Origin of the sequence: Achromobacter sp. JD417, from assembly GCF_041879325.1 — a bacterium.
Taxonomy (GTDB): Bacteria; Pseudomonadota; Gammaproteobacteria; order Burkholderiales; family Burkholderiaceae_B; genus Achromobacter; species Achromobacter mucicolens.
On the sequence record NZ_CP087159.1, the window covers coordinates 3289797 to 3310337 of the forward strand.

19 protein-coding genes are annotated in these 20541 nt (G+C 66.0%); 8 read left to right on the top strand and 11 right to left on the bottom strand.

The window, feature by feature from the left end:
* The first annotated feature begins 3 nt into the window (after positions 1-3).
* Positions 4-1092, top strand: coding sequence for a porin (locus tag LN047_RS15030; RefSeq protein ID WP_373979442.1), 1089 nt, complete (start codon positions 4-6; stop codon positions 1090-1092).
* A gap of 78 nt (positions 1093-1170) precedes the next feature.
* Here LN047_RS15030 and LN047_RS15035 read toward each other — a convergent pair whose 3' ends face one another.
* From LN047_RS15035 to kdgD (LN047_RS15065), 7 genes are all read right to left on the bottom strand, one after another.
* Positions 1171-1911 carry an amino acid ABC transporter ATP-binding protein gene (locus LN047_RS15035; RefSeq protein WP_056318048.1) on the bottom strand — a complete coding sequence of 247 codons (741 nt, stop codon included), beginning with the start codon at positions 1909-1911 and terminating at the stop codon, positions 1171-1173.
* Between the two features lie 18 nt (positions 1912-1929).
* Positions 1930-3030, bottom strand: a complete 1101-nt coding sequence (locus LN047_RS15040; protein ID WP_108005125.1) for an amino acid ABC transporter permease — start codon at positions 3028-3030, stop codon at positions 1930-1932.
* A 1-nt stretch (position 3031) separates the two neighbouring features.
* Entirely contained in the window at positions 3032-4195 is a 1164-nt protein-coding gene (locus tag LN047_RS15045; RefSeq protein ID WP_280004083.1) for an amino acid ABC transporter permease, read from the bottom strand.
* 30 nt (positions 4196-4225) lie between these two features.
* Positions 4226-5434, bottom strand: coding sequence for an aminotransferase class I/II-fold pyridoxal phosphate-dependent enzyme (locus LN047_RS15050; protein WP_373979443.1), 1209 nt, complete (start codon positions 5432-5434; stop codon positions 4226-4228).
* 98 nt (positions 5435-5532) lie between these two features.
* Entirely contained in the window at positions 5533-6549 is a 1017-nt protein-coding gene (locus LN047_RS15055) for an amino acid ABC transporter substrate-binding protein (protein WP_056318040.1), read from the bottom strand.
* Between the two features lie 391 nt (positions 6550-6940).
* A complete protein-coding gene (locus tag LN047_RS15060; protein ID WP_056318037.1) occupies positions 6941-7666 on the bottom strand; it encodes a FadR/GntR family transcriptional regulator in 726 nt (241 codons plus the stop codon).
* Between the two features lie 247 nt (positions 7667-7913).
* Positions 7914-8828 (bottom strand): 5-dehydro-4-deoxyglucarate dehydratase, encoded by a 915-nt coding sequence (gene kdgD, locus LN047_RS15065; RefSeq protein WP_062839421.1) that lies wholly within the window; start codon positions 8826-8828, stop codon positions 7914-7916.
* A gap of 275 nt (positions 8829-9103) precedes the next feature.
* On the opposite strand from kdgD (LN047_RS15065), the gene LN047_RS15070 reads away from it, so the two are divergent.
* On the top strand, positions 9104-10090 hold the full coding sequence (locus LN047_RS15070) for a tripartite tricarboxylate transporter substrate binding protein (RefSeq protein ID WP_128829049.1): 987 nt from the start codon (positions 9104-9106) through the stop codon (positions 10088-10090).
* A 103-nt stretch (positions 10091-10193) separates the two neighbouring features.
* Here LN047_RS15070 and LN047_RS15075 read toward each other — a convergent pair whose 3' ends face one another.
* Entirely contained in the window at positions 10194-10811 is a 618-nt protein-coding gene (locus tag LN047_RS15075; protein WP_373979444.1) for a LysE family translocator, read from the bottom strand.
* Between the two features lie 65 nt (positions 10812-10876).
* Between LN047_RS15075 and LN047_RS15080 the strand changes: the two genes are divergently transcribed.
* The gene (locus LN047_RS15080; protein WP_373979445.1) at positions 10877-11800 is read left to right on the top strand and encodes a LysR family transcriptional regulator; all 924 of its coding nucleotides are present in this window, start codon (positions 10877-10879) and stop codon (positions 11798-11800) included.
* A 120-nt stretch (positions 11801-11920) separates the two neighbouring features.
* On the opposite strand, the gene LN047_RS15085 is transcribed toward LN047_RS15080, so the two are convergent.
* Positions 11921-13504 carry an aldehyde dehydrogenase (NADP(+)) gene (locus tag LN047_RS15085; RefSeq protein WP_142055162.1) on the bottom strand — a complete coding sequence of 528 codons (1584 nt, stop codon included), beginning with the start codon at positions 13502-13504 and terminating at the stop codon, positions 11921-11923.
* Between the two features lie 119 nt (positions 13505-13623).
* The gene (gene kdgD / locus LN047_RS15090; protein ID WP_373979446.1) at positions 13624-14538 is read right to left on the bottom strand and encodes a 5-dehydro-4-deoxyglucarate dehydratase; all 915 of its coding nucleotides are present in this window, start codon (positions 14536-14538) and stop codon (positions 13624-13626) included.
* A 242-nt stretch (positions 14539-14780) separates the two neighbouring features.
* Between kdgD (LN047_RS15090) and garD the strand changes: the two genes are divergently transcribed.
* From garD to LN047_RS15115, 5 genes are all read left to right on the top strand, one after another.
* Positions 14781-16349, top strand: a complete 1569-nt coding sequence (garD, locus tag LN047_RS15095; RefSeq protein WP_373979447.1) for a galactarate dehydratase — start codon at positions 14781-14783, stop codon at positions 16347-16349.
* Positions 16350-16410: 61 nt separating this feature from the next.
* Positions 16411-17460, top strand: a complete 1050-nt coding sequence (locus LN047_RS15100; protein ID WP_373979448.1) for an SMP-30/gluconolactonase/LRE family protein — start codon at positions 16411-16413, stop codon at positions 17458-17460.
* A gap of 71 nt (positions 17461-17531) precedes the next feature.
* Positions 17532-18509: a tripartite tricarboxylate transporter substrate binding protein gene (locus LN047_RS15105; RefSeq protein ID WP_062839424.1), complete on the top strand. Its 978-nt coding sequence runs from the start codon at positions 17532-17534 to the stop codon at positions 18507-18509.
* Positions 18510-18605: 96 nt separating this feature from the next.
* Positions 18606-18974 (top strand): hypothetical protein, encoded by a 369-nt coding sequence (locus LN047_RS15110; protein WP_373979449.1) that lies wholly within the window; start codon positions 18606-18608, stop codon positions 18972-18974.
* Positions 18975-19067: 93 nt separating this feature from the next.
* Positions 19068-19664: a DUF4202 domain-containing protein gene (locus tag LN047_RS15115; protein WP_280002204.1), complete on the top strand. Its 597-nt coding sequence runs from the start codon at positions 19068-19070 to the stop codon at positions 19662-19664.
* Positions 19665-19751: 87 nt separating this feature from the next.
* Here LN047_RS15115 and LN047_RS15120 read toward each other — a convergent pair whose 3' ends face one another.
* Positions 19752-20507, bottom strand: coding sequence for a ProQ/FinO family protein (locus tag LN047_RS15120; protein WP_373979450.1), 756 nt, complete (start codon positions 20505-20507; stop codon positions 19752-19754).
* Between the last annotated feature and the right edge of the window lie 34 nt (positions 20508-20541).

The following is a 20541-nucleotide window of genomic DNA, read 5'->3' on the forward strand; positions in this document are numbered from 1 at the left end:
GCGATGGCGGTACGCAAGTGGGCTGCGGGCATCGCGGTATTGATGGCGCCGTGGGCTGCGCACGCCCAGCAGAACGCCGTGACGCTGTATGGTGTGGTGGATCTGAGCATCGCGGGCTTTTCCACGCAGGAACGCGGCACGGCCATCAACATGCAGTCCGGCGTGCAGTCCGGATCGCGCTGGGGCCTGCGCGGCAGCGAAGACCTGGGCAATGGCCTGCGGGCCAACTTCCAGCTTGAAAGCGGCTTTCTCGCCACCAACGGCAACTCGGCGCAGGGCAGGCGCCTGTTCGGACGTGCGGCGTGGATGGGCGTGTCGGGCGGTTTTGGCGATCTTCGGCTTGGCCGGCAGACGTCGGTGTCGTCAGCCACGCTGGCCGACTACGATGCGTTCCTGGCGTCCTACCTGATTACCGGCGCGCAGACCGCGCTGCTGCCGTACAACGCCAATCGCGCAGACAACATGGTGGCCTACTGGAGCCCCTCTGTCGGCGGGCTGCGCGCGGGCGTCGATGCCAGCCTGGACTACGACGGCGGGGGCGGGTTCCAGACCGCGTCCACCAACAAGCTATACAGCGCCGCCGTGGTGTTCGACCAGCCGGGCTATTCGATCGCCGCCACCTACGAAGGCGCAAGCTGGGCGGACGGCACGACGCAATCGGCCGCCATGACCCGGGCAGGCGACGACCGGCGGCCCTACGCCTACACGCTGGCCGGCCGCGCCACGGTGGATGCGTTCACGCTTTATGCCGGCTGGTCGGTGATGCGCAACGGCTCAACCATCCCGGCGGTACAGTCACCCGGTCAGCGGGTCTACTTCCCGGGCAGCACGGTGCACGGCGTGATGGCGGGCGCTGCCTGGCGCAACGGCGCGAGCACCGTGATGGCCTCGTGGCAGGGCAGCCTGCCGGGCGGCGGGGCGCTCGAGCGCGATGGCGCCACGCATACCCAACAGGTCTATTCGGCCGGCTACGTCTACGACCTGTCCAAGCGCACCAACGTGTACGCCATCTACGGCTACATGCGCGGCGCCTGGGACGATCCGTCCTGGCATCAGTCCCAGTATGCGGTGGGCATGCGCCACCGCTTCTGACCGCGCCCGGCGCACGTCCACGAAAAAGCCGCCTGATGAAGGCGGCTTGAGGATCTGGCGGGGCGACTATCCGTCGCCTCAGTGCAGGATCTGACTCAGGAACAGCTTGGTCCGCTCGCTCTGCGGATGATCAAAGAAGTCGTCGGGGTTGTTCTCTTCGATGATCTCGCCGCGGTCCATGAAGATCACGCGGTTGGCAACCTTGCGCGCAAAGCCCATTTCGTGCGTCACGCAGATCATCGTCATGCCGCTCTCCTGCGCCAGCGTCACCATCACGTCCAGCACTTCCTTGACCATTTCCGGGTCCAGCGCCGAGGTGGGCTCGTCAAACAGCATGACTTTCGGGTTCATGCACAGCGACCGCGCGATCGCCACGCGCTGCTGCTGGCCGCCCGAGAGCTGGCCGGGGAACTTGGCGGCCTGATCCGGGATGCGCACGCGCTCCAGATACTTCATGGCGGTGGCCTCGGCCTGGGCGCGCGACTGCTTGAGCACCCACATGGGCCCCAGCGTCAGGTTTTCCAGCACGGTCAGGTGCGGGAACAGGTTGAAGTGCTGGAACACCATGCCGACCTCGCGGCGGATGGTCTCGATGTGCTTCAGATCGCTGGTCAGCTCGGTGCCGTCGACGATGATCTGGCCCTTCTGGTGCTCTTCAAGCCGGTTGATGCAGCGGATCATCGTGGACTTGCCCGAGCCCGACGGGCCGCACACCACGATGCGCTCGCCCTGGGCGACGTTCAGGTTGATGTTGCGCAGCACGTGGAACTGGCCGTACCACTTGTTCACGTCCTGCAGACGAATGATGGCATCGGACATGCCTGTTCTCCTTCGGGTTTACCGGGCGTGCCCGGTGGCCAGGCGCTGCTCGAGCGCGCGGCTGTATTTGGACATGGAATAGCAGAAGACGAAGTAGATGAGCGAGATGAAGAGATAGGCCTCCACCCCGAAACCTCGCCATGCCGCGTCGGACAGGGCCGCCTTGGCCGCCAGCGTCAGGTCGAAAATGCCAATGATGACGACCAGCGACGTGTCCTTGAACAGGCTGATGAAGATGCCCACCAGCGGCGGGATCACGATCTTGAGCGCCTGCGGCAGGATGATCTTGCGCATCTGCTGCCAGTAGTTCAGACCCAGCGAATCCGCGCCTTCGTACTGGCCCTTCGGGATGGCCTGCAGGCCGCCGCGCACCGTTTCCGCGATGTAGGCCGCGGCGAACATGATGATCGCGATCTGCGCGCGCAACAACTTGTCGATGGTGAAGCCTTCCGGCAGAAAAAGCGGCAGCATGACCGACGACATGAACAGCAGGCTGATGAGCGGCACGCCGCGGATCAGCTCGATGTACACGACGCACAGCGCCTTGATCGCCGGCATTTTGGACCGGCGGCCCAGGGCCAGCAGCACCCCGATCGGAAACGCGAAGGCGATGCCGAAGGTGGCCAGGATCAGGGTCAGCGGCAGGCCGCCCCAGCGGGCGTTTTCAACGTAGGTCAGGCCAAACACGCCACCCCACATCAGCACGGCCACCGCCGCCAGGCCCAGCGTCCAGATGAGCGCCAGCTTGCCGTTCCAGAAACGGCGCATGCCGCTTGCCACGATCACCGCGATCAGGATGCCGGTGGCGATCAGCGGCCGCCATTGCTCGTCGAACGGATAGGTGCCGAACAGGATGAGGCGGTGCTTCTCGATGATGAACGCCCAGCACGCGCCGCCGGCCGCGCGGCATTCCTGCGCATTGGTGGCGTCAAAACTGGCCTTGATGAAGGCCCATTCCACCAGCGCCGGCAGCGCCATCAAGAGGCACCATGCCAGCAGCACAGTGATCAGGATGTTGAGCGGCGAGGAGAACAGGCGCGACCGCATCCAGGCCCAGGCGCCGCTTTGCGCGCCGGGCGGGGCGAGGTCGGCGCCCAGGGTTTGCGTAGTGCTGCTCATCTCAACGCTCCACCAGCGCGATGCGCTTGTTGTACCAATTCATGAATATCGAGATCGACAGGCTGACCGTGAGGTAGGCGGCCATGATGATGAGGATGCCTTCGATGGCCTGACCGGTCTGGTTCAGCGTGGTGTTCACGACAGACACGATGTCCGGATAGCCGATGGCCACTGCCAGCGAACTGTTCTTCAACAGGTTCAGGTACTGGCTCGTCATCGGGGGGATGATGACGCGCAGCGCCTGCGGCAGGATCACCAGGCGCAGCACCAGCCGGCGCGGCAGGCCCAACGATCCGGCGGCTTCCCACTGGCCGTTGTTGACGGCCTGGATGCCGGAACGAACGACTTCGGCGATGAAGGCGGACGTATAGACGGTCAGGCCCAGGAAGAGGGCGACGAACTCCGGCGTCAGCGTCAGGCCGCCGACAAAGTTGAAGCCCTTGAGCGCCGGCATGTCCAGCGTCAGCGATGCGCCGCTGGCCAGCCAGCCGATGACGGGAAACGCGATCAAGAGACCGACGGCCACGCGGCCCAGCCGGAAAGGCTGCCCGGTCGCTTCCTGGCGCTTCGTGGCCCAATGCCCAACGGCGATGATCGCCACGATGGCCAGGGCCAGTCCGCCCAGCACCCAGTCCAGCGAGGCGCCTTCCAGGCCCGGCACCTTCAGGCCGCGATTGGAGATGAAGACGCCCGGCAGCGGGTTGTGCGCCTGGCGCGGCCCAGGCATGTTCTCGGTGATGAGCGCATACCAGAAGAAGAGCTGCAGCAAGAGCGGCACGTTGCGCATCACCTCGACGTAGACCGAGGTGATCTTGTTGACCAGCCAGTTCTTGGACAGCCGGCCGATGCCGATGAACACCCCCAGGATGGTCGCGGCCACCAGCGCCAGCAGCCCCACGCGCAGCGTGTTCAGGATGCCGGCGAAGATGGCGCGCCCATAAGTATCGGCGGGCGAGTAGGCGATGACGGTTTCGCCGATGGCAAAACCGGCCTCGCGATTCAGAAAGCCGAAACCCGTCGCAATGTTGCGCAGCGACAGGTTGTGCAGCGTGTTGTGCACCAGGAACCAGACGGCGGCCCCGACCAGCGCGAGGGCCAGCGCCTGGTAGACGACCGCCCGCGTGGCCGGATCGTTCCAGGAAACCCGGCGGGGCGGGCGCCGCACCGGGTGTTGAGCGGAGTGCTGCGCCACGGTTCAGCCCGCCATCAATGCGCCGACGGCGGCGGCAAGGCGGTCCATGCCCTGTTCGATGACCTCGGTGGAGGTCGCGAACGAGAAGCGCACGTACGGCGACAGCCCATACGAACCGCCGTCGATCACGGCCACGCCGGCCTCGCGCAGGAAGAACAGGCTGACGTCCAGGTCGGTCTTGAGCTCGCCATCGCGGCCTTGACGGCCGATCAGGCCCTGCACGTTGGCGTACACGTAGAACGCGCCGTCCGGCATGGCGCACGAGATGCCGGGGATGGCATTCAGGCGGCTCACGATGAGGTCCCGGCGCTTCTTGAAGATCTCGACCATTTCCGTGACGCTGGACTGGTCGCCTTCCAGGGCTGCCTGCGCGGCTGTCTGCGAAATCGCGCTGGGGCACGAGGTGCTTTGCGACATGACCGTGCTCATGGCCTTGATCAGATCGGCCGGGCCGGCGCCGTAGCCGACGCGCCAGCCGGTCATGGCGTAGGACTTGGACATGCCGTTCACGATGAGCGTGCGGCCGATGAGTTGCGGTTCGACCTGCACGGGCGAGGCGTGCGCCTGGCCGCTGTAGGTGAAGGGCGCGTAGATCTCGTCGCTCAGGATCCAGACGTGGGGATGGCGCACCAGCACGTCGGTCAGCGCGCGCAGTTCGTCCGCGCTGTAGACGGCGCCGCTGGGGTTGCTGGGCGAATTCAGGATCAGCCAGCGCGTGCGCGGCGTGATGGCCGCTTCCAGCGTGGCCGCGTCCAGCTTGAAGCCTTGCGATTCGGGGCCGGTCACCACGACCGGCTTGCCTTCGCCCAGCAACACCATGTCCGGGTAGGACACCCAGTACGGCGCGCAGACGATGACTTCGTCGCCCGGTTCCAGGCTGGCCGTCAGCGCGGCCGCGATGATCTGCTTGGCGCCCGCGCCCACGGTGATCTGGTCCATGCCATAGCGCACGCCCAGGGTCTGTTCGAGGCTGTTCGCGATGGCGGTGCGCAGGCCCACGGTGCCGTTCGGGCTGGTGTAGCGGATGTCGCCGCCCGCGATGGCGTCCTGGCCGGCGCGCGCGATGTGCGCGGGCGTGGGCATGTCGGGCTCGCCCAGCGTGAAGTCGGCGATCTCGCGGCCCTGGCGGCGGAGTTCGTCCACGACGATCTTGGCGGCCATGCTGGGCGAGGGTTTGATCTGTTTGAGTCGGGCGTTGACGATGCTGTTCATGGTGATGCTGTGTAAAGAGTGATCTGGCGCGGGGCGGGCCCGCGCGCCGGGGAAATGAAAGACGGCCCCGCGTAGGGCGGAGCCGTGTGGGCCGAGGGTTAGCGCACCGGCCAGCCGTACATCAGGCCGCCTTGCGTCCACAGCTTGTTCAGGCCGCGGTCCAGCTTGAGCGGGCTTTCCTTGCCCATCGCACGGTCATAGCTTTCGCCGTAGTTGCCGACCTGTTTGATGATGTTGTAGGCCCACTTGTCGTCCAGGCCCAGGTTCTTGCCCATGCCGGGCGTCACGCCCAGGATGCGTTGGACGTTGGGATTGGTGCTTTTCAACATTTCATCGACGTTCTTGGACGTGATGCCGTATTCCTCGGCTTCCAGCATCGCGTTCAGCGACCAGCGCACGACGTTGAACCACTGCTCGTCGCCCTGGCGGACCATGGGGCCCAGCGGTTCCTTGGACAGGTTCTCGGTCAGGATTTCCCAGTCGTCGGGGTTGGCCAGGCGCGTGCGCATGTTGGCGGCGGTGTTGGACTTGTCGTTGGTGTAGGCATCGCAGCGGCCCGATTCCAGCAGACGGAAGTTTTCGTCGTAGTTCTCGACCAGCACCGGCTTGAAGGTCAGGCCGCGGCTGCGGAAGTAGTCGGCCAGGTTCAGTTCGGTGGTGGTGCCGGGCTGCACGCAGATGGTGGCGCCGTCCAGTTCCTTCACGCTCTTGACGTTCATTGCCTTCTTCACGATCAGGCCCTGGGCGTCATAGAAATTCACGCCCACGCCGATCAGGCCCAGCGTGGTGTCGCGGGTCAGCGTCTGCGTGGTGTTGCGCGACAGCATGTCGATCTCGCCGGACTGCAGCGCCGTGAACTTCGCCTGGGCGGTCAGCACATTGCCCTTCACCTTGGAGGCGTCGCCGAACATGGCGGCGGCGACCGCACGGCACATATCTACGTCCAGTCCAGTCCATTCGCCCTTGCTGTCGAGCACCGAGAATCCGGGGATGCCGGCAAAGCCGCACTGCAGGAAGCCCTTTTTCTTGACGGCGTCAAAGGTCACGCCGGCTTGCGCGCCGGAAGCAACGCACAGCAGGGTCGCCGCAATGGCGGAGCTCAGAAACTTGCGCATGGAGATTTCTCCTGGAGATCGAAAAAAGTTAGGAAAAGCGGAAGGGACGGAAACGGCCAAGCGTGCGGGGGCCGCCCCGGCAGGCCGGGGAGGACGCGTCGCGCATTCGGACGGGGTAAGGCAATAAGGAGGAGGAGTGGCCGACGGGGCCGGTCAGGCGGTGCGCCGGTGGATGCGCGTGGCGTAAGGGAGATACGTACTGCGGAGGGTAGGAATCGGGCTCATCGGCGGCACTGGTACGGCAGGTCTTACAGTCGCGGAAGACGCCGGCGGTAACGAGGCCAACGTCGTATTACCTTATGCAATAAGACGTATGATGGCAGCCGTCATACAAGTAAACAAGTAAGGGGATTCCCGTAATTGTCATTACGGGCAGGGGTAAAAGTGAGGCTTACGCCGCCGGCGGATGCGACAGCAGCTTGCGATAGCGCGCAATGCTGTCGCCCAGATGGCGGGCCATGGCGGCCCGCGCGGCGCCGGGATCGCGGCGCATGATGGCGGTCAGGATGGCTTCGTGCTCGCGCACGTTGCGCGTTTCGTACGTTTCAAGTTCTTCGGGCGTCTTGCCGCCGTGCTTGATGTTCAGATCCAGCATCACGTCGCGCACCGCAGCCTTCAGCAGCGCCGGAAAGTGCGGGTTGTTCGACGCGCGGGCGATCGACAGATGGAATTCGTAGTCGGCCTTCACGGCCGCTTCCATGTCGCGCGTGGCGCGGTTGAAGGCATCGAAGGCTTCGACGATGCTGCTCAGGTCCGAGGCGCTGCGGCGCTCGGCCGCCAGGCCACAGGCTTCCACTTCGAGGCCCGCGCGCAATTCCATGATGTGCAGCGCCCAGCGCGGATCCGTCGCGGGTTCGACGACGAAATCGATGGGTTTTTCACGGTCTTCGGTGACGAAGACGCCGATGCCGGGTTTGCTGACCAGGCGCCCGCTCAGGCGCATGGAGGCCACGGCTTCACGAATGACGGTGCGGCTGACTTCGAACTCGTCGCACAGCGCGTGTTCTGAAGGCAGCTTGTCGCCGGCGCGGTACTGGCGCGCATCAAGGCGCTTGGTCAGTTCCTCGATGACGAAATCGGTCAGGCGCGAGCGGGGAGGCCGGGCGGGAGTTTGCATTGTCTCTCTTATGGGAAATCGCTGCGGGCAAGGCGTGGCAGCCTTTGCGCAGCCGCAAGTTTACGCGTTCCTGGAATGCCTCGCGGGTGTCCGGCCCGTCGGGATTGGCCACGCGCAAAGGTCGCGGCCGCAGGAAGCGAGAGGGCCATATGACAACATACGGGGCGGATTCCGCCAACTTTTCTTTGCATCAATAAGCAAAACGCCCTCCATGGGAGGGCGTTCGGGCAATCAGGCAAGCATGGGCTTACTCGGCGCCGGACTTCTTGATCAGGGCTGCGAGCATTTCCATTTCTTCGCCGGTCAGGTCGGTCAGCGGCGCGCGCACGGGGCCCGCGTCGTGGCCCACCAGCTTTGCGCCGGCCTTGACGATGCTGACGGCGTAGCCGGCCTTGCGGTTACGGATTTCCAGGTAAGGCAGGAAGAAATCGTCGAGCAGGCGGTTGGTGGTGTCGCTGTCGCCGGCGGCAATGGCGTTGTAGAACTCCATGGCCATCTTGGGCACGAAGTTGAAGACGGCCGACGAGTAGACCGGCACGCCCAGCGCGCGGTAGGCGGCGGCGTAGACTTCGGCGGTGGGCAGGCCGCCCAGGTACGAGAAGCGGTCGCCCATCTTGCGGCGGATGCGGACCATGGACTCGATGTCGCCGATGCCGTCCTTGAAGCCGACCAGGTTGGGGCAGCGGTCCGCCAGGCGGGCCAGGCTGTCGGCCGACAGGCGCGATTGGGCGCGGTTGTAGACGATGACGCCGATGTTGACCGACTTGCAGACCTGTTCGACGTGGGCGGCGATGCCGTCCTGCGAGGCTTCGGTCAGGTAGTGCGGCAGCAGCAGCACGCCCTTGGCGCCTTGGCGCTCGGCCTCCTGGGCGTAGGCGATGGCAGTGCGGGTGGGGCCGCCGGCACCGGCCAGGATGGGGACCTTGCCCTTGCAGGTTTGCACGGCGGTGCGGATGACGTCCGAGTATTCCTCGGGGGCCAGCGAGAAGAACTCACCGGTGCCGCCGGCCGCGAACAGGGCGGTGGCGCCGTAGGGGGCCAGCCATTCCAGACGAGCCGCATAGCTCTTGGCGTTGAAATCGCCGTTCTGGTCGAAGTCGGTCACGGGGAAGGAAAGCAATCCTTCCGAAACAATGGCTTTGAGTTCCTGGGGAGTCGTCATGGCTGTCTTCCAAATAAGAGAAAGGGGTATGAAAAGGCGGTGATGCCGTGGCCGCGGCGTTATCGAACCCGCGATGTATGTCATCGTACAACATACAAGGTCGTACTACAACGGCTTCGTGGAGAAGATGTTGTCGTACAACAAGTCTGCCGTTCACACTGGATATAGGAATTCCCCTAGATTGATCGCAAAAAGCCGCCACGCTATCCTCGCGATTCATTGTCGTACGACAACGTACAAGAACGACGACAATTCCATATCTCTAGGAGACAAGTTTGAAGGCATTTCCCCTGTTGAGCCGCCTGTCGGCCGTCCTGGCCGTCGCCACCGCGTTTGCCGCACCCGTCCACGCCGCCGATGACTGGCCGTCCGCCAAGGCCATCACGCTGGTCGTTCCGTTTGCAGCCGGGGGCACGTCCGACATCCTGGGCCGCCTGATCGCGCAGGAACTGGGCACGACGCTCAAGCAGACCGTCGTCGTTGAAAACAAGGGTGGCGCCGGCGGCGTGCTGGGCGCCGACGCCGTGGCGCGGGCAAAGCCGGACGGCTACACGCTGCTGTTGGGCACGATCGCCACGCATGCAATCAACCCGTCGCTGCTGCCCAGCATCAACTACAACGCCGCCAAGGATTTCTCGCCGGTCATTCTGCTTGGTAGCATTTCCAATGTGCTGCTGGTGGGCGCCAACCAGCCGTATAAGTCCGTGCAGGACGTGGTTGCCGCCGCCAAGGCCAATCCCGACACGATCGCGTTCGGCTCGGCCGGGCAGGGCACGTCGCAGCATCTGTCGGGCGAAGTGTTCAAGCAGTTGACGGGCGCGCACCTGACGCACGTGCCGTACCGCGGCAGCGCGCCGGCCATTTCGGACCTGATCGGCGGCCAGATCCCCAGCTCGTTTGAAACCGCCCTGGTCGCGCTGCCTTACGTGCAAAGCGGCAAGGTGCGCGCGCTGGCCGTGACGTCGGCCAAGCGCACCGCCGTGCTGCCCGATGTGCCCACCATGCAGGAAGCCGGGGTGCCGGGCTTCGACGTGAGCAGCTGGCAGGCCATCTACGCCCCGGCCAACACGCCGCCCGCCGTGGTCGACAAGCTGAACAAGACCATCGCCGAGATCGTGGCCAAGCCGGAAGTGGCTGCCAAGATGCAAGGACTGGGCCTGGCCTACACGCCGAACACGCCCGCCGAGTTCACCGCGTTCCAGACGGCCGAGCAGGCAAAGTGGGCAAAGATCATCGCCGACGGAAAACTCAAGCCGCAGTGATCGCGCGGCATCATCTCTTTGCTCGGTGTCTGACACCCGTTGAACGTCTGCCGCAAGCCGCAGGCGATCTCCACCGGGTGTCAGACACCTTTGCGCTCAGCACTTACCGAGACCCGCTGGCCGCCGCCAGCAGCACGCCAAACGCGACCAGCAGCCCGCCAAAGATCCGGTCTATCCAAAGGCGCACGGCCAGCAGCCGTTGGCGCACGCCGTCCGACGAAAAGCACATCGCCACCAGGCAAAACCACGTCACGTGCGCCAGCGAAATAAAGGCGCCATAGCCAACCTGCACCGCCAGCGGCGTATCGGGCCGCACGACTTGCATGAAGAGACTCACGATGAAAACCGTGGTCTTGGGATTCAGCGCGTTGGTCAGAAAGCCCGTGCGCAGCGCCGCCAGGTCCGACATTGCCGCCGCTGGACGGCTACTGTTGCCGCTGCCCGGCCGCGTGCGCAGCATTTTCATGCCCAGATACACCAGATAGGCCGCACCCGCCAGTTTGATGGCGTTGAACAACCCCAGCGATTGCTGGATCAGCAGCCCCACGCCGACCAGCGTGTAGCCGACGTGCACCAGCACGCCCATGCCGATGCCCAGCGCCGTCAGCACGCCGGCGCGCCGGGACAGCATCAGGCTGTTGCGGGTGACCATCGCAAAGTCCGGTCCCGGACTGATGACGGCAAGCACCGTGATTGTGATGACAGCTATCAGTTCGGTCATGGCGTATCCTGTCGCGAAATATCAATGGCGAGCATCCTAGCAACGGGAATCAAGGACGTATAACGATGGTTTCTGACAGCAATGGTGAGCTGGAATCACCATCCTTAGACGCGCGCCTGCCGTCGCTGCTGGCGCTGCGATGCTTTGAGGCCGCGGCGCGCCACGAAAACTTCAGCCGCGCGGCCGAGGAGCTGCATCTGACGCATGGCGCGGTCAGCCGGGCGGTGCGGTTGCTGGAGGACGACATGGGCGTGGCGCTGTTCGAGCGGCGTAGCCGCCGCGTGTTCCTGACGGACGCCGGGCGCACCCTGTCCGGCGCAGTGGGCAGCGGCCTGGACTTGATGCGGCAGGCGGTGGGCGACTTGCGCGCCCGCGCCCGCAGCGGGCGTCGTTGGGTGCTGTCATGCGAGCCGACCTTGCTGATGCGCTGGCTGATCCCGCGCTGGCCCGATTTCCAGGCCCGGCATCCGGACATGGAAGTGCACCTGGTCGCGGGCGGCGGGCCGTTTTCATTTGCAAGCGGCATCGACCTGGCTATCCGCCGCGACGACTTTACCTGGCCGGACAGCCATCACGTCGAGCCCCTGTTTGCGGAAAAGGTCGGCCCGGTGTGCCATCCCGGCAAGCTGGCGGACTGGTTCGACGACAGCACAGCCGGCGGCTCGTTGAAGTCTGGCGCGCCGCTGCTGCACACGCGCACGCGGCCAGACGCATGGCGCGAATGGGCGGCCGCGGCCGGTAAACCGGCGTCAGATGCACCCGGCCAGACATTCGATCATTTCTATTTCAGCCTGCAGGCGGCGGTCGCGGGCCTGGGCGTGGCCATCGGCCCGTGGCGGCTGGTGCGCGACGATCTGGAAAGCGGCGTGCTGGCCGCGCCCATGGGGTTCGTCGAGGATGGATCGCGCTATTGCCTGTTTGCCCCGCAGCCGCTGCCGCCGGGCAGTCCGCAAGCGGCGCTGCTGGACTGGCTGCGCAAGGCGGCGTAGTGCCGAAGCGGAAGGGAATGGCGAAAGGCCCGAGGGGGCGTCCGAAAGCCGGACGTCCCCCTCGGGCCGGTGCTGTCAGCCGGACCTTGCGGTCCGGCCCAGCGTTACGGCGTCACGCGATCAGGCGTTGGCCAGCTTGCCGTCGACCATGCGCGTCAGGCCCAGCGGGTTGGCGCGCTTGATGCCGTCGGGCAGCAGGGCGTCGGGCAGATCCTGATAGCAGACCGGACGCAGAAAGCGGCGGATGGCAGTGGCGCCCACCGAGGTCGAGGCCGGGTTCGAGGTGGCCGGGAACGGGCCGCCGTGAACCATGGCGTGGCTGACTTCCACGCCGGTCGGGTAGCCGTTGGCCAGGATGCGGCCGGCCTTGCGCTCCAGCACGGGCAGCAGCGCGCGGGCGGCGTCCACGTCGGCGTCGTCCACGAACAGCGTCGCGGTAAGTTGGCCTTCAAGATGCTCGGCCACGGCGCGGACCTGCGCTGCGTCCTTGCACGCGACCACCAGCGAGGCGGGGCCGAACACTTCGGCTTCCAGTTCGTGCGAGGCCAGGAACTGGTCCGCGCTGGCGCCAAACACCACGGCGCCCGCGGCGTTGCACGCCGGGTTGGACGGCTCGCCGCGGCCGACGGTCGACACGCTGGCGTGGCGCGCCAGCGCGTCCGCGCCTTGCTCGTAGGCCGAGAAGATGCCCGGCGTCAGCATGGTGGCGGCGCCCTTGGCTTTCACGGCTTCGGCGGCGGCCTGGCGGAAACGATCCAGTGCCGGGCCTTCGATGCCGATCACCAGACCCGGGTTGGTGCAGAACTGGCCCACGCCCATCGACAGCGAATCCACGAAGCCCTTGGCGATGGTCTCCGCACGGGCTTCCAGCGCGGCCGGCAGCAGGAACACCGGGTTGATGCTGGACATTTCGGCGTAGACGGGAATCGGCACGGGGCGGGCGTTGGCGGCGGCCACGAGCGCCAGGCCGCCACGGCGCGAGCCGGTGAAGCCGATGGCCGTGATGGCCGGATGCGTCGCCAGCGCGGTGCCGATTTCATTGCCGGCGCCGAACAGCAGCGAGAAGGTGCCTTCGGGCAAGCCGTGCTTGGCCACTGCCTGCTGGATGGCGCGGCCGACCAGTTCGGACGTGCCGGGGTGCGCGTTATGCGCCTTGACGATCACCGGGCAACCGGCAGCCAGTGCCGAGGCGGTGTCGCCGCCCGCCACCGAGAAGGCCAGCGGGAAGTTGCTGGCGCCGAACACGGCCACCGGGCCGAGCGGAACGTTGGCCAGGCGCAGGTCGGCGCGCGGCAGAGGCTGGCGTTCGGGCTGGGCCGGATCGATGGTCGCGTCCAGGAAGTAGCCGTCGCGCACCACGCGGGCGAACAGGCGAAGCTGGCCGACGGTGCGGCCGCGCTCGCCCTGCAGGCGGGCGACGGGCAGGCCGGTTTCCAGGTGCGCGCGCTCGATCAGCGCGTCGCCCAGCGCCAGGATGCCTTCGGCAATGCTTTCGAGGAATTGGGCGCGCGTCTCCAGCGGCAGCGCGCGATACGGATCGAACGCGGCGCGGGCCAATTCGGCCGCGCGGGACACGTCGTCGGCGGAGCCGGCGGGGTAGGCGGGGTCCAGGCGTTCGCCGGTGGCGGGGTTGATGGCGTGCTGGGCAGCGCCCGCGCCCAGGACGGCGGTCGAGCCGATCAACATCTGGCCGGTCAGGTTCATGGTTATCTCCAAAAATTCATAGGCGCCGATCCAGGGGATGGGCGGTTTCGCGCCCGACGGGTCCGGGGAAAAAAATGCCCCCGGACCGGGGGCAGACAGAAGGCGTCGGTGCAGACCGATTATTCGGCGCCGGACTTCTTGATCAGGGCGGCGAGCATTTCCATCTCTTCGCCGGTCAGGTCGGTCAGCGGCGCGCGCACGGGGCCCGCGTCGTGGCCCACGAGCTTGGCGCCGGCCTTGACGATGCTGACGGCGTAGCCGGCCTTGCGGTTGCGGATTTCCAGGTACGGCAGGAAGAAATCGTCCAGCAGACGGCTGGTGGTGTCGCTGTCGCCGGCGGCGATGGCGTTGTAGAACTCCATGGCCATCTTGGGCACGAAGTTGAAGACGGCCGACGAGTAGACCGGCACGCCCAGCGCGCGGTAGGCGGCGGCGTAGACTTCGGCGGTGGGCAGGCCGCCCAGGTACGAGAAGCGGTCGCCCATCTTGCGGCGGATGCGGACCATGGACTCGATGTCGCCGATGCCGTCCTTGAAGCCGACCAGGTTGGGGCAGCGGTCCGCCAGGCGGGCCAGGCTGTCGGCCGACAGGCGCGATTGGGCGCGGTTGTAGACGATGACGCCGATGTTGACCGACTTGCAGACCTGTTCGACGTGGGCGGCGATGCCGTCCTGCGAGGCTTCGGTCAGGTAGTGGGGCAGCAGCAGCACGCCCTTGGCGCCTTGGCGCTCGGCTTCCTGGGCGTAGGCGATGGCAGTGCGGGTGGGGCCGCCGGCGCCGGCCAGGATGGGCACCTTGCCCTTGCAGGTTTGCACGGCGGTGCGGATGACGTCCGAGTATTCCTCGGGGGCCAGCGAGAAGAACTCACCGGTGCCGCCGGCCGCGAACAGGGCGGTGGCGCCGTAGGGGGCCAGCCATTCCAGACGAGCCGCGTAGCTCTTGGCGTTGAAATCGCCGTTCTGGTCGAAGTCGGTCACGGGGAAGGAAAGCAATCCTTCCGAAACAATGGCCTTGAGTTCCTGCGGAGTCGTCATGTTGCGCTCATCCCAAAATGGCCGTCGCAGGCGGAGAGGGTGCTTGCGAACGGGATGCGGTGGTAAAAGGTGAGTCATCGTACAACATGATTTTGCCGGATTCAAGGTGTCCACCCAGCTGATGCTGCATTTACAAGGGGAAACCCGAAATTCCTTTCCGATGCCTTTCAGCGATATTCTCTTGGTTGTACGATAACGTACGGTGCCCGCAGCGGGGCACCCATTAGGCAAAAGGATTCAGCATGCAGGTTGCAGTCGAGCAGACGCCCGTTCTCATCAAGATTCATCCCGACGACAACGTCGCCATCGTGGCCAACGACGGCGGCTTGCCGGCCGGAACCGTTCTGCCCGACGGGCTTCAGTTGGTGGACGCCGTGCCGCAAGGCCACAAGGTGGCCCTGACCGATCTGGCGGAAGGCGATGAGGTCAGACGCTACAACGTGGTGGTGGGCTACGCCGCCAAGTCCTTGCCGCGCGGCAGCTGGATCAACGAGCGCGTCACGACGATGCCGACCGCGCGCACGCTGGAAGACCTGCCGGTGTCCACGCGCGTGACGCCGCTGCCGCCGCTGGAGGGCTATACGTTCCAGGGCTACCGCAACGCGGACGGCACCGTGGGCACGCGCAACATCCTGGCCATCAGCACCACGGTGCAGTGCGTGCAGGGCGTGGTCGAACATGCGGTCGCGCGTATCCGCCGGGAACTGCTGCCGCTGTACCCGAACGTGGACGACGTGGTGGGCATCGAGCACACCTACGGCTGCGGCGTGGCCATCGACGCGCCTGGCGCCGCAATTCCCATCCGCACGCTGCACAACATCGCCCGCAACCCGAATTTCGGGGGCACGTCCATGGTGGTCAGCCTGGGCTGTGAAAAGCTGCAGCCTGAACGCCTCTTGGCGCCTACCGCCATTCCGATCCGCGCCGGCGACGGGATGGGCGGCAACGGCGTGGAGACGATCGTGCTGCAGGACGAAGAGAACATCGGCTTCGATTCGATGATCCAGCTCATCATGCGCACGGCCGAGCGCCACCTGCAAAAGCTCAACGCCCGCCAGCGCGAAACCTGCCCGGTATCCGACCTGACAGTGGGTGTGCAGTGCGGCGGCAGCGACGCGTTCTCCGGCGTGACCGCCAACCCGGCCGTGGGCTTTGCGACCGACCTGCTGGTGCGCGCCGGCGGCACCGTGATGTTCTCCGAGAACACCGAAGTGCGCGATGGCATCGACCAGCTCACCGCCCGCGCCGAAACGCCCGAAGTCGCCGACGCGCTGATCCGGGAGATGGCCTGGTATGACGCGTACCTGCAGCGCGGCATGGCCGACCGCAGCGCCAACACCAGTCCGGGCAACAAGAAGGGCGGTCTGTCCAACATCGTCGAAAAGGCGATGGGGTCGATCGTCAAGTCCGGTTCCTCGCCCATCCACGGCGTGCTGTCGCCCGGCGACCGCCTGACACGCAAGGGCCTGATCTTTGCGGCCACGCCGGCCAGCGACTTCATCTGCGGCACGCTGCAACTGGCCGCGGGCATGAACCTTCACATCTTCACCACCGGCCGCGGCACGCCTTATGGGCTGGCGCAGGTGCCGGTCATCAAGGTCGCCACGCGCTCCGCGTTGGCGCGGCGCTGGCACGACCTGATGGACGTGGATGCCGGCGTGATCGCCACCGGCCAGGCCTCGATCGAGGAAGTGGGCTGGCAGCTCTTTCAGATGATGCTGGACGTCGCCAGCGGCAAGAAGCAGACCTGTGCGGAAAAACTCAAGCTGCACAACGCCCTGGCGCTGTTCAATCCGGGCCCCGTGACCTGATCGCGGTTCAGTCCCGTCCGTAGCGCCATCGCAAAAAAAAACCACCGAGAGGAGACAGCCGATGGAAATTGACCCGCAAGTCCAGGCCGGCCGGCGCCGGCTGCTGGGCGCCGCGCTCGCACTGGGGCCCGCCAGCCTCGTGCACGCACAGTCATTCAGTTTCACCCCGCAGCAGCGCTATCCGGATCCCTCGGTCCGGATCCTGGACCCGGAATTCTCCAAGTACCGCATCTACAGCAGCAGCGTGGAGCAGCTTGCAACCGGGTTCCGCTGGCTGGAAGGGCCGGTGTGGTTTGGGGATGGGCGTTATCTGCTGGTTTCGGACATTCCCAATAACCGCATCCTGCGCTGGGACGAGACCACGGGCCAGATCAGCGTGTTCCGCCACCCGTCCAATTTCAGCAACGGGCTTGCCCGCGACCGCCAGGGCCGCCTGCTGACCTGCGAGCATCTGACGCGCCGCGTCACGCGCACGGAGTACGACGGCAGCATCACGGTGCTGGCCGACCGCTTCGATGGCAAGCCGTTCAATTCGCCGAACGACATCGTGTGCCAGCGCAATGGCGCCATCTGGTTCACGGATCCGCCGTTTGGGATCGGCGGCCACTGGGAGGGCGACAAGGCCACGCCTGAGCTCCCGCATTCGGTCTATCGCATCGATCCGGCCAATGGCCGCGTGACGCTGGCGCTGGCGGATCTGGCCGGACCCAATGGCCTGTGCTTCTCGCCCGACGAAAAGGTGCTCTACATCGTCGAGTCCCGCCACCAGCCCAACCGCGTGATCTGGGCCTTCGATGTGGGCGCGGACGGCGCGCTGACGAACAAGCGCCTGCACGTCGATGCGCAGGGCCCCGGCGCCATCGACGGCATCAAGTGCGACGAGGCCGGCAACCTGTGGTGCGGCTGGGGCAGCAACGGCTCGGCCGACGCCAAGCCGGAGGAGCTGGACGGCGTGATGGTCTTTAACCCCGCCGGCAAACCCATTGGGCACATCCGGCTGCCCGAGCGGTGCGCCAACCTGTGTTTTGGCGGCGCCAAGCGCAACCGCCTTTTCATGGCGAGCAGCCATTCGCTCTATGCCCTGTACGTGGAGACCCGCGGCGCGGCATAGGCATATCCCCACCGCGGCCTCACCTGGCCGCGGGACACTTCAACACACATACCAATCAGTGTGGAGACAGCATGAACCCGAGCAAAAGACAGTTCCTGGGCAGCGCCGCGGCGCTTTGCCTGACGCCGCTGGTGCCGGCGTGGGCCCAATCGGCGCAATGGCCGACGCGCCCCGTGCGCATCGTGGTGCCTTACCCGCCCGGCGGCTCATCGGACATCATCGCGCGCATCCTGGCGCCCCGGCTGGCCGAAGTGCTCAAGCAGACCGTGGTTGTCGAGAACAAGCCCGGCGCCAACGGCAACCTGGGCGCCGGTCTGGTGGTGCAGTCGGCGCAGGAAGGCCATACGGTGCTCCTGTGCGACGTCGGTGCGCTGGCGATCAGCCCGTCCGTCTACACCAAGCTGACCTTTGATCCGTCCAAGGACCTGCGCGCGGTGGGCATGCTGGCGTATTCGCCGCACGTGCTGGCCGTGCATCCCGACGTAAAGGCCAACACCGTGCAGGATCTGGTCGAGCTGTCCAAGAAAGAGCGCATCAACTTTGCCGTCACCGCAATCGGCAGCGCGCCGCACCTGGCGGCTGTCGCGGTTCAGCAGGCGACCGGCGCGCAGTGGGAATACGTGCCGTACAAGGGCGGTTCGCAGGCGGTCACCGACACCATCGGCGGCCAGACGCAGATCATCATGAACGGGCTTCTGGCCACGCTGCCGCACATCAAGTCCGGCAAGCTGCGCGCGATCGCGATTTCCAAGAGCGAGCGCATGAAGCTGGTGCCGGACATTCCGACCATTTCCGAGCAGGGCGTGAAGGGCTTCGAGTCGGGCACGTGGCAGGGCGTGATGGCCCCGTCCAACATGACCGACCCGGTGGCAGCACAACTGCAGACGCTGATGGCGCAGATCGTCACCCAGCCGGACGTCACGGCGCAGTTGAACGAGCAGGGTGCCGAGATCGTCACCAAGAGCCCCGCGGAACTTGCGCAGTTCTTCGGCAGCGAACGCGCCCGCTGGGCCAAGGTCGTCGCCAGCACCGACATCCGCCTGGACTGATCGGCCCGGTCCGCGTCTTGCTAGGGGCGGGCGATCGGGGGCACACTGGGATCGTGTCCGGGCTTCGGCCTGGACCGATTCCCGTGGAGCCTAACGATGAAATCCCTGTTCGCCGCGGCGGCCTTGGGGTCGCTGACGGCGCTGTCCGCCTTGGCAAGCCCGCCTGCGATCGCGCGCGATCCGCTGCCCACGGCGCCAAAGCCGCCCGCATCGGCGCGCACCATACCAGACACGTGTCTGGGCACCGACTGCCCGCGCATCGTGGACCCGGGCAAACTCAACCGGGACTGCCTGGGCACGTCATGCCCGGGCTCTCGCTATCCTCCCGCGACGGAAACGCCGGTGCGGCCTCAGAATCAACCGGGGCTTAAACCTCCCACGCGGTCATGGCTGCCGCCCATGCCGCCGCGGCCTGGCCAAGCCCCCGTGGGCCCGCTGACGCCCGCGCCGGCATTGCCTCGATAGATCCGAAAAGGCCACACGCCGCAGGTATGATGGCTTCACCTGATCCACTTCGCCTTGGCCAACGCACGCCGGGCTTCCTGACAACGACATCCCATGAACGACCGCCTGCAGCAGACCCTGCGCCGCTTCGACGAGTACAACGCCGCCGATCCCAATGTGTTCACGTGGGAAGGCCAATCCTGTCCACAGGAGCTGTTTCTTGCGCAGAAGCTGCACGAATGGGTGATGAAGCTGGCGCCTGACGCGTCCGAGCCGCTGGTCCTGGCGTCCCGGTGCCAGCACATCGGCCGTTGGGAAATCGCGCGCGCCAGCTATCCTGAAGGCCGCATCGGTTACCTGACGTGGCGCAAGGCGTTGGCCAGGCATCACGCGGCAATCGCGCAACAGATCATGCAGGAAGCCGGCTATCCGCAAGAGGACTGCGACCGCGTGGCGGCGATCCTGATGAAGCAGGGAATCAAGCAGGACCCGGACGTGCAGGTGATGGAGAACGCGCTGTGCCTGGTGTTTTTGCAATACCAGTACGAGTCGTTTTATCCCGCTCACGAAGACAAGATCGTCGAGATCCTGCGCAAGTCGCTGCTGAAGATGGATGGCGCGGGGCATCAACAGGCCATGACGCTGACCTATTCGGACCAGGGCATGGGATACATCAAGCAGGCGCTCGCCGCGCTGGAAGCGGCGGCCTAGCAGCCTTTAGCCAGATGCAAACAGGCCTGCGGCAGGCCGGGAATGGATCTCCCGGCCTGCCGCAGGCCTGTATCGCGCTTGGCGGGCTTATTCGGAAGCTTGGGGCGTGACGTCGGAGGACGCGACGTCCGCGGGCGTCGCGCCGGCGGCCTTCGTATCTGCGGCCTTCGTGTCCATAGAAGTCGCGTCGGCGGATTGCACGTTGTCAGGCTTCACGTCGGCAGGCGCGGCGTCACCGGCGTCATCGGCGGGCGCCGGCGTTTGTTCGGCGGACGCCTGGGCCTTTTTCTCGGCGCGGGCGCGCGCGGCGTTGCGGGACGCGTTGCGCGATGCCATGCGCTTGGCGTGGCGCGCTTCGTTGGCCGTCACGGCGCCGGCGGGTTCGCCGTTCAGGTCCACGCGCGGCGCGTCCTCGACCATGCTGGCCCAGTAGCGGCGGCCATCGCACCACGTCTTGACGGCTTCCTTGATCTGCGCCTCGTCGAGCTGCAATTGCTCGGCGTGCTGCACCAGGTCCGCCAGCACGCCCAGCTTGAGCGGAACCTTGGGCGCCGGGTTCTTGGGAAACGCCTTGGGAAAGTGCCGTTGCAGGCGCGAAATGGCGACGACCACGGGATCGACCGGCGACTCGCGCTTTTCGGGACGCGGCGCACGCTGGCCCTTGTCACCGCCTTGCGCGCGCTTGGCCTTGTCGCCGGTCTGCGGACGCGGACCCTTGGCGGCGCCCTGCGGGCGGCGCGGCTTGTCGGTGCCTTGCGGACGCGATTCGTTTTTCGAGCCTGCCTTGTCAGGCGACTGCTTGATAAGCAATTCCCGGATCGCGGCTAATTGTTCTAGTCCCATGTGCTACACAAAAAAAAGGTTGAGGCGGCGAGCG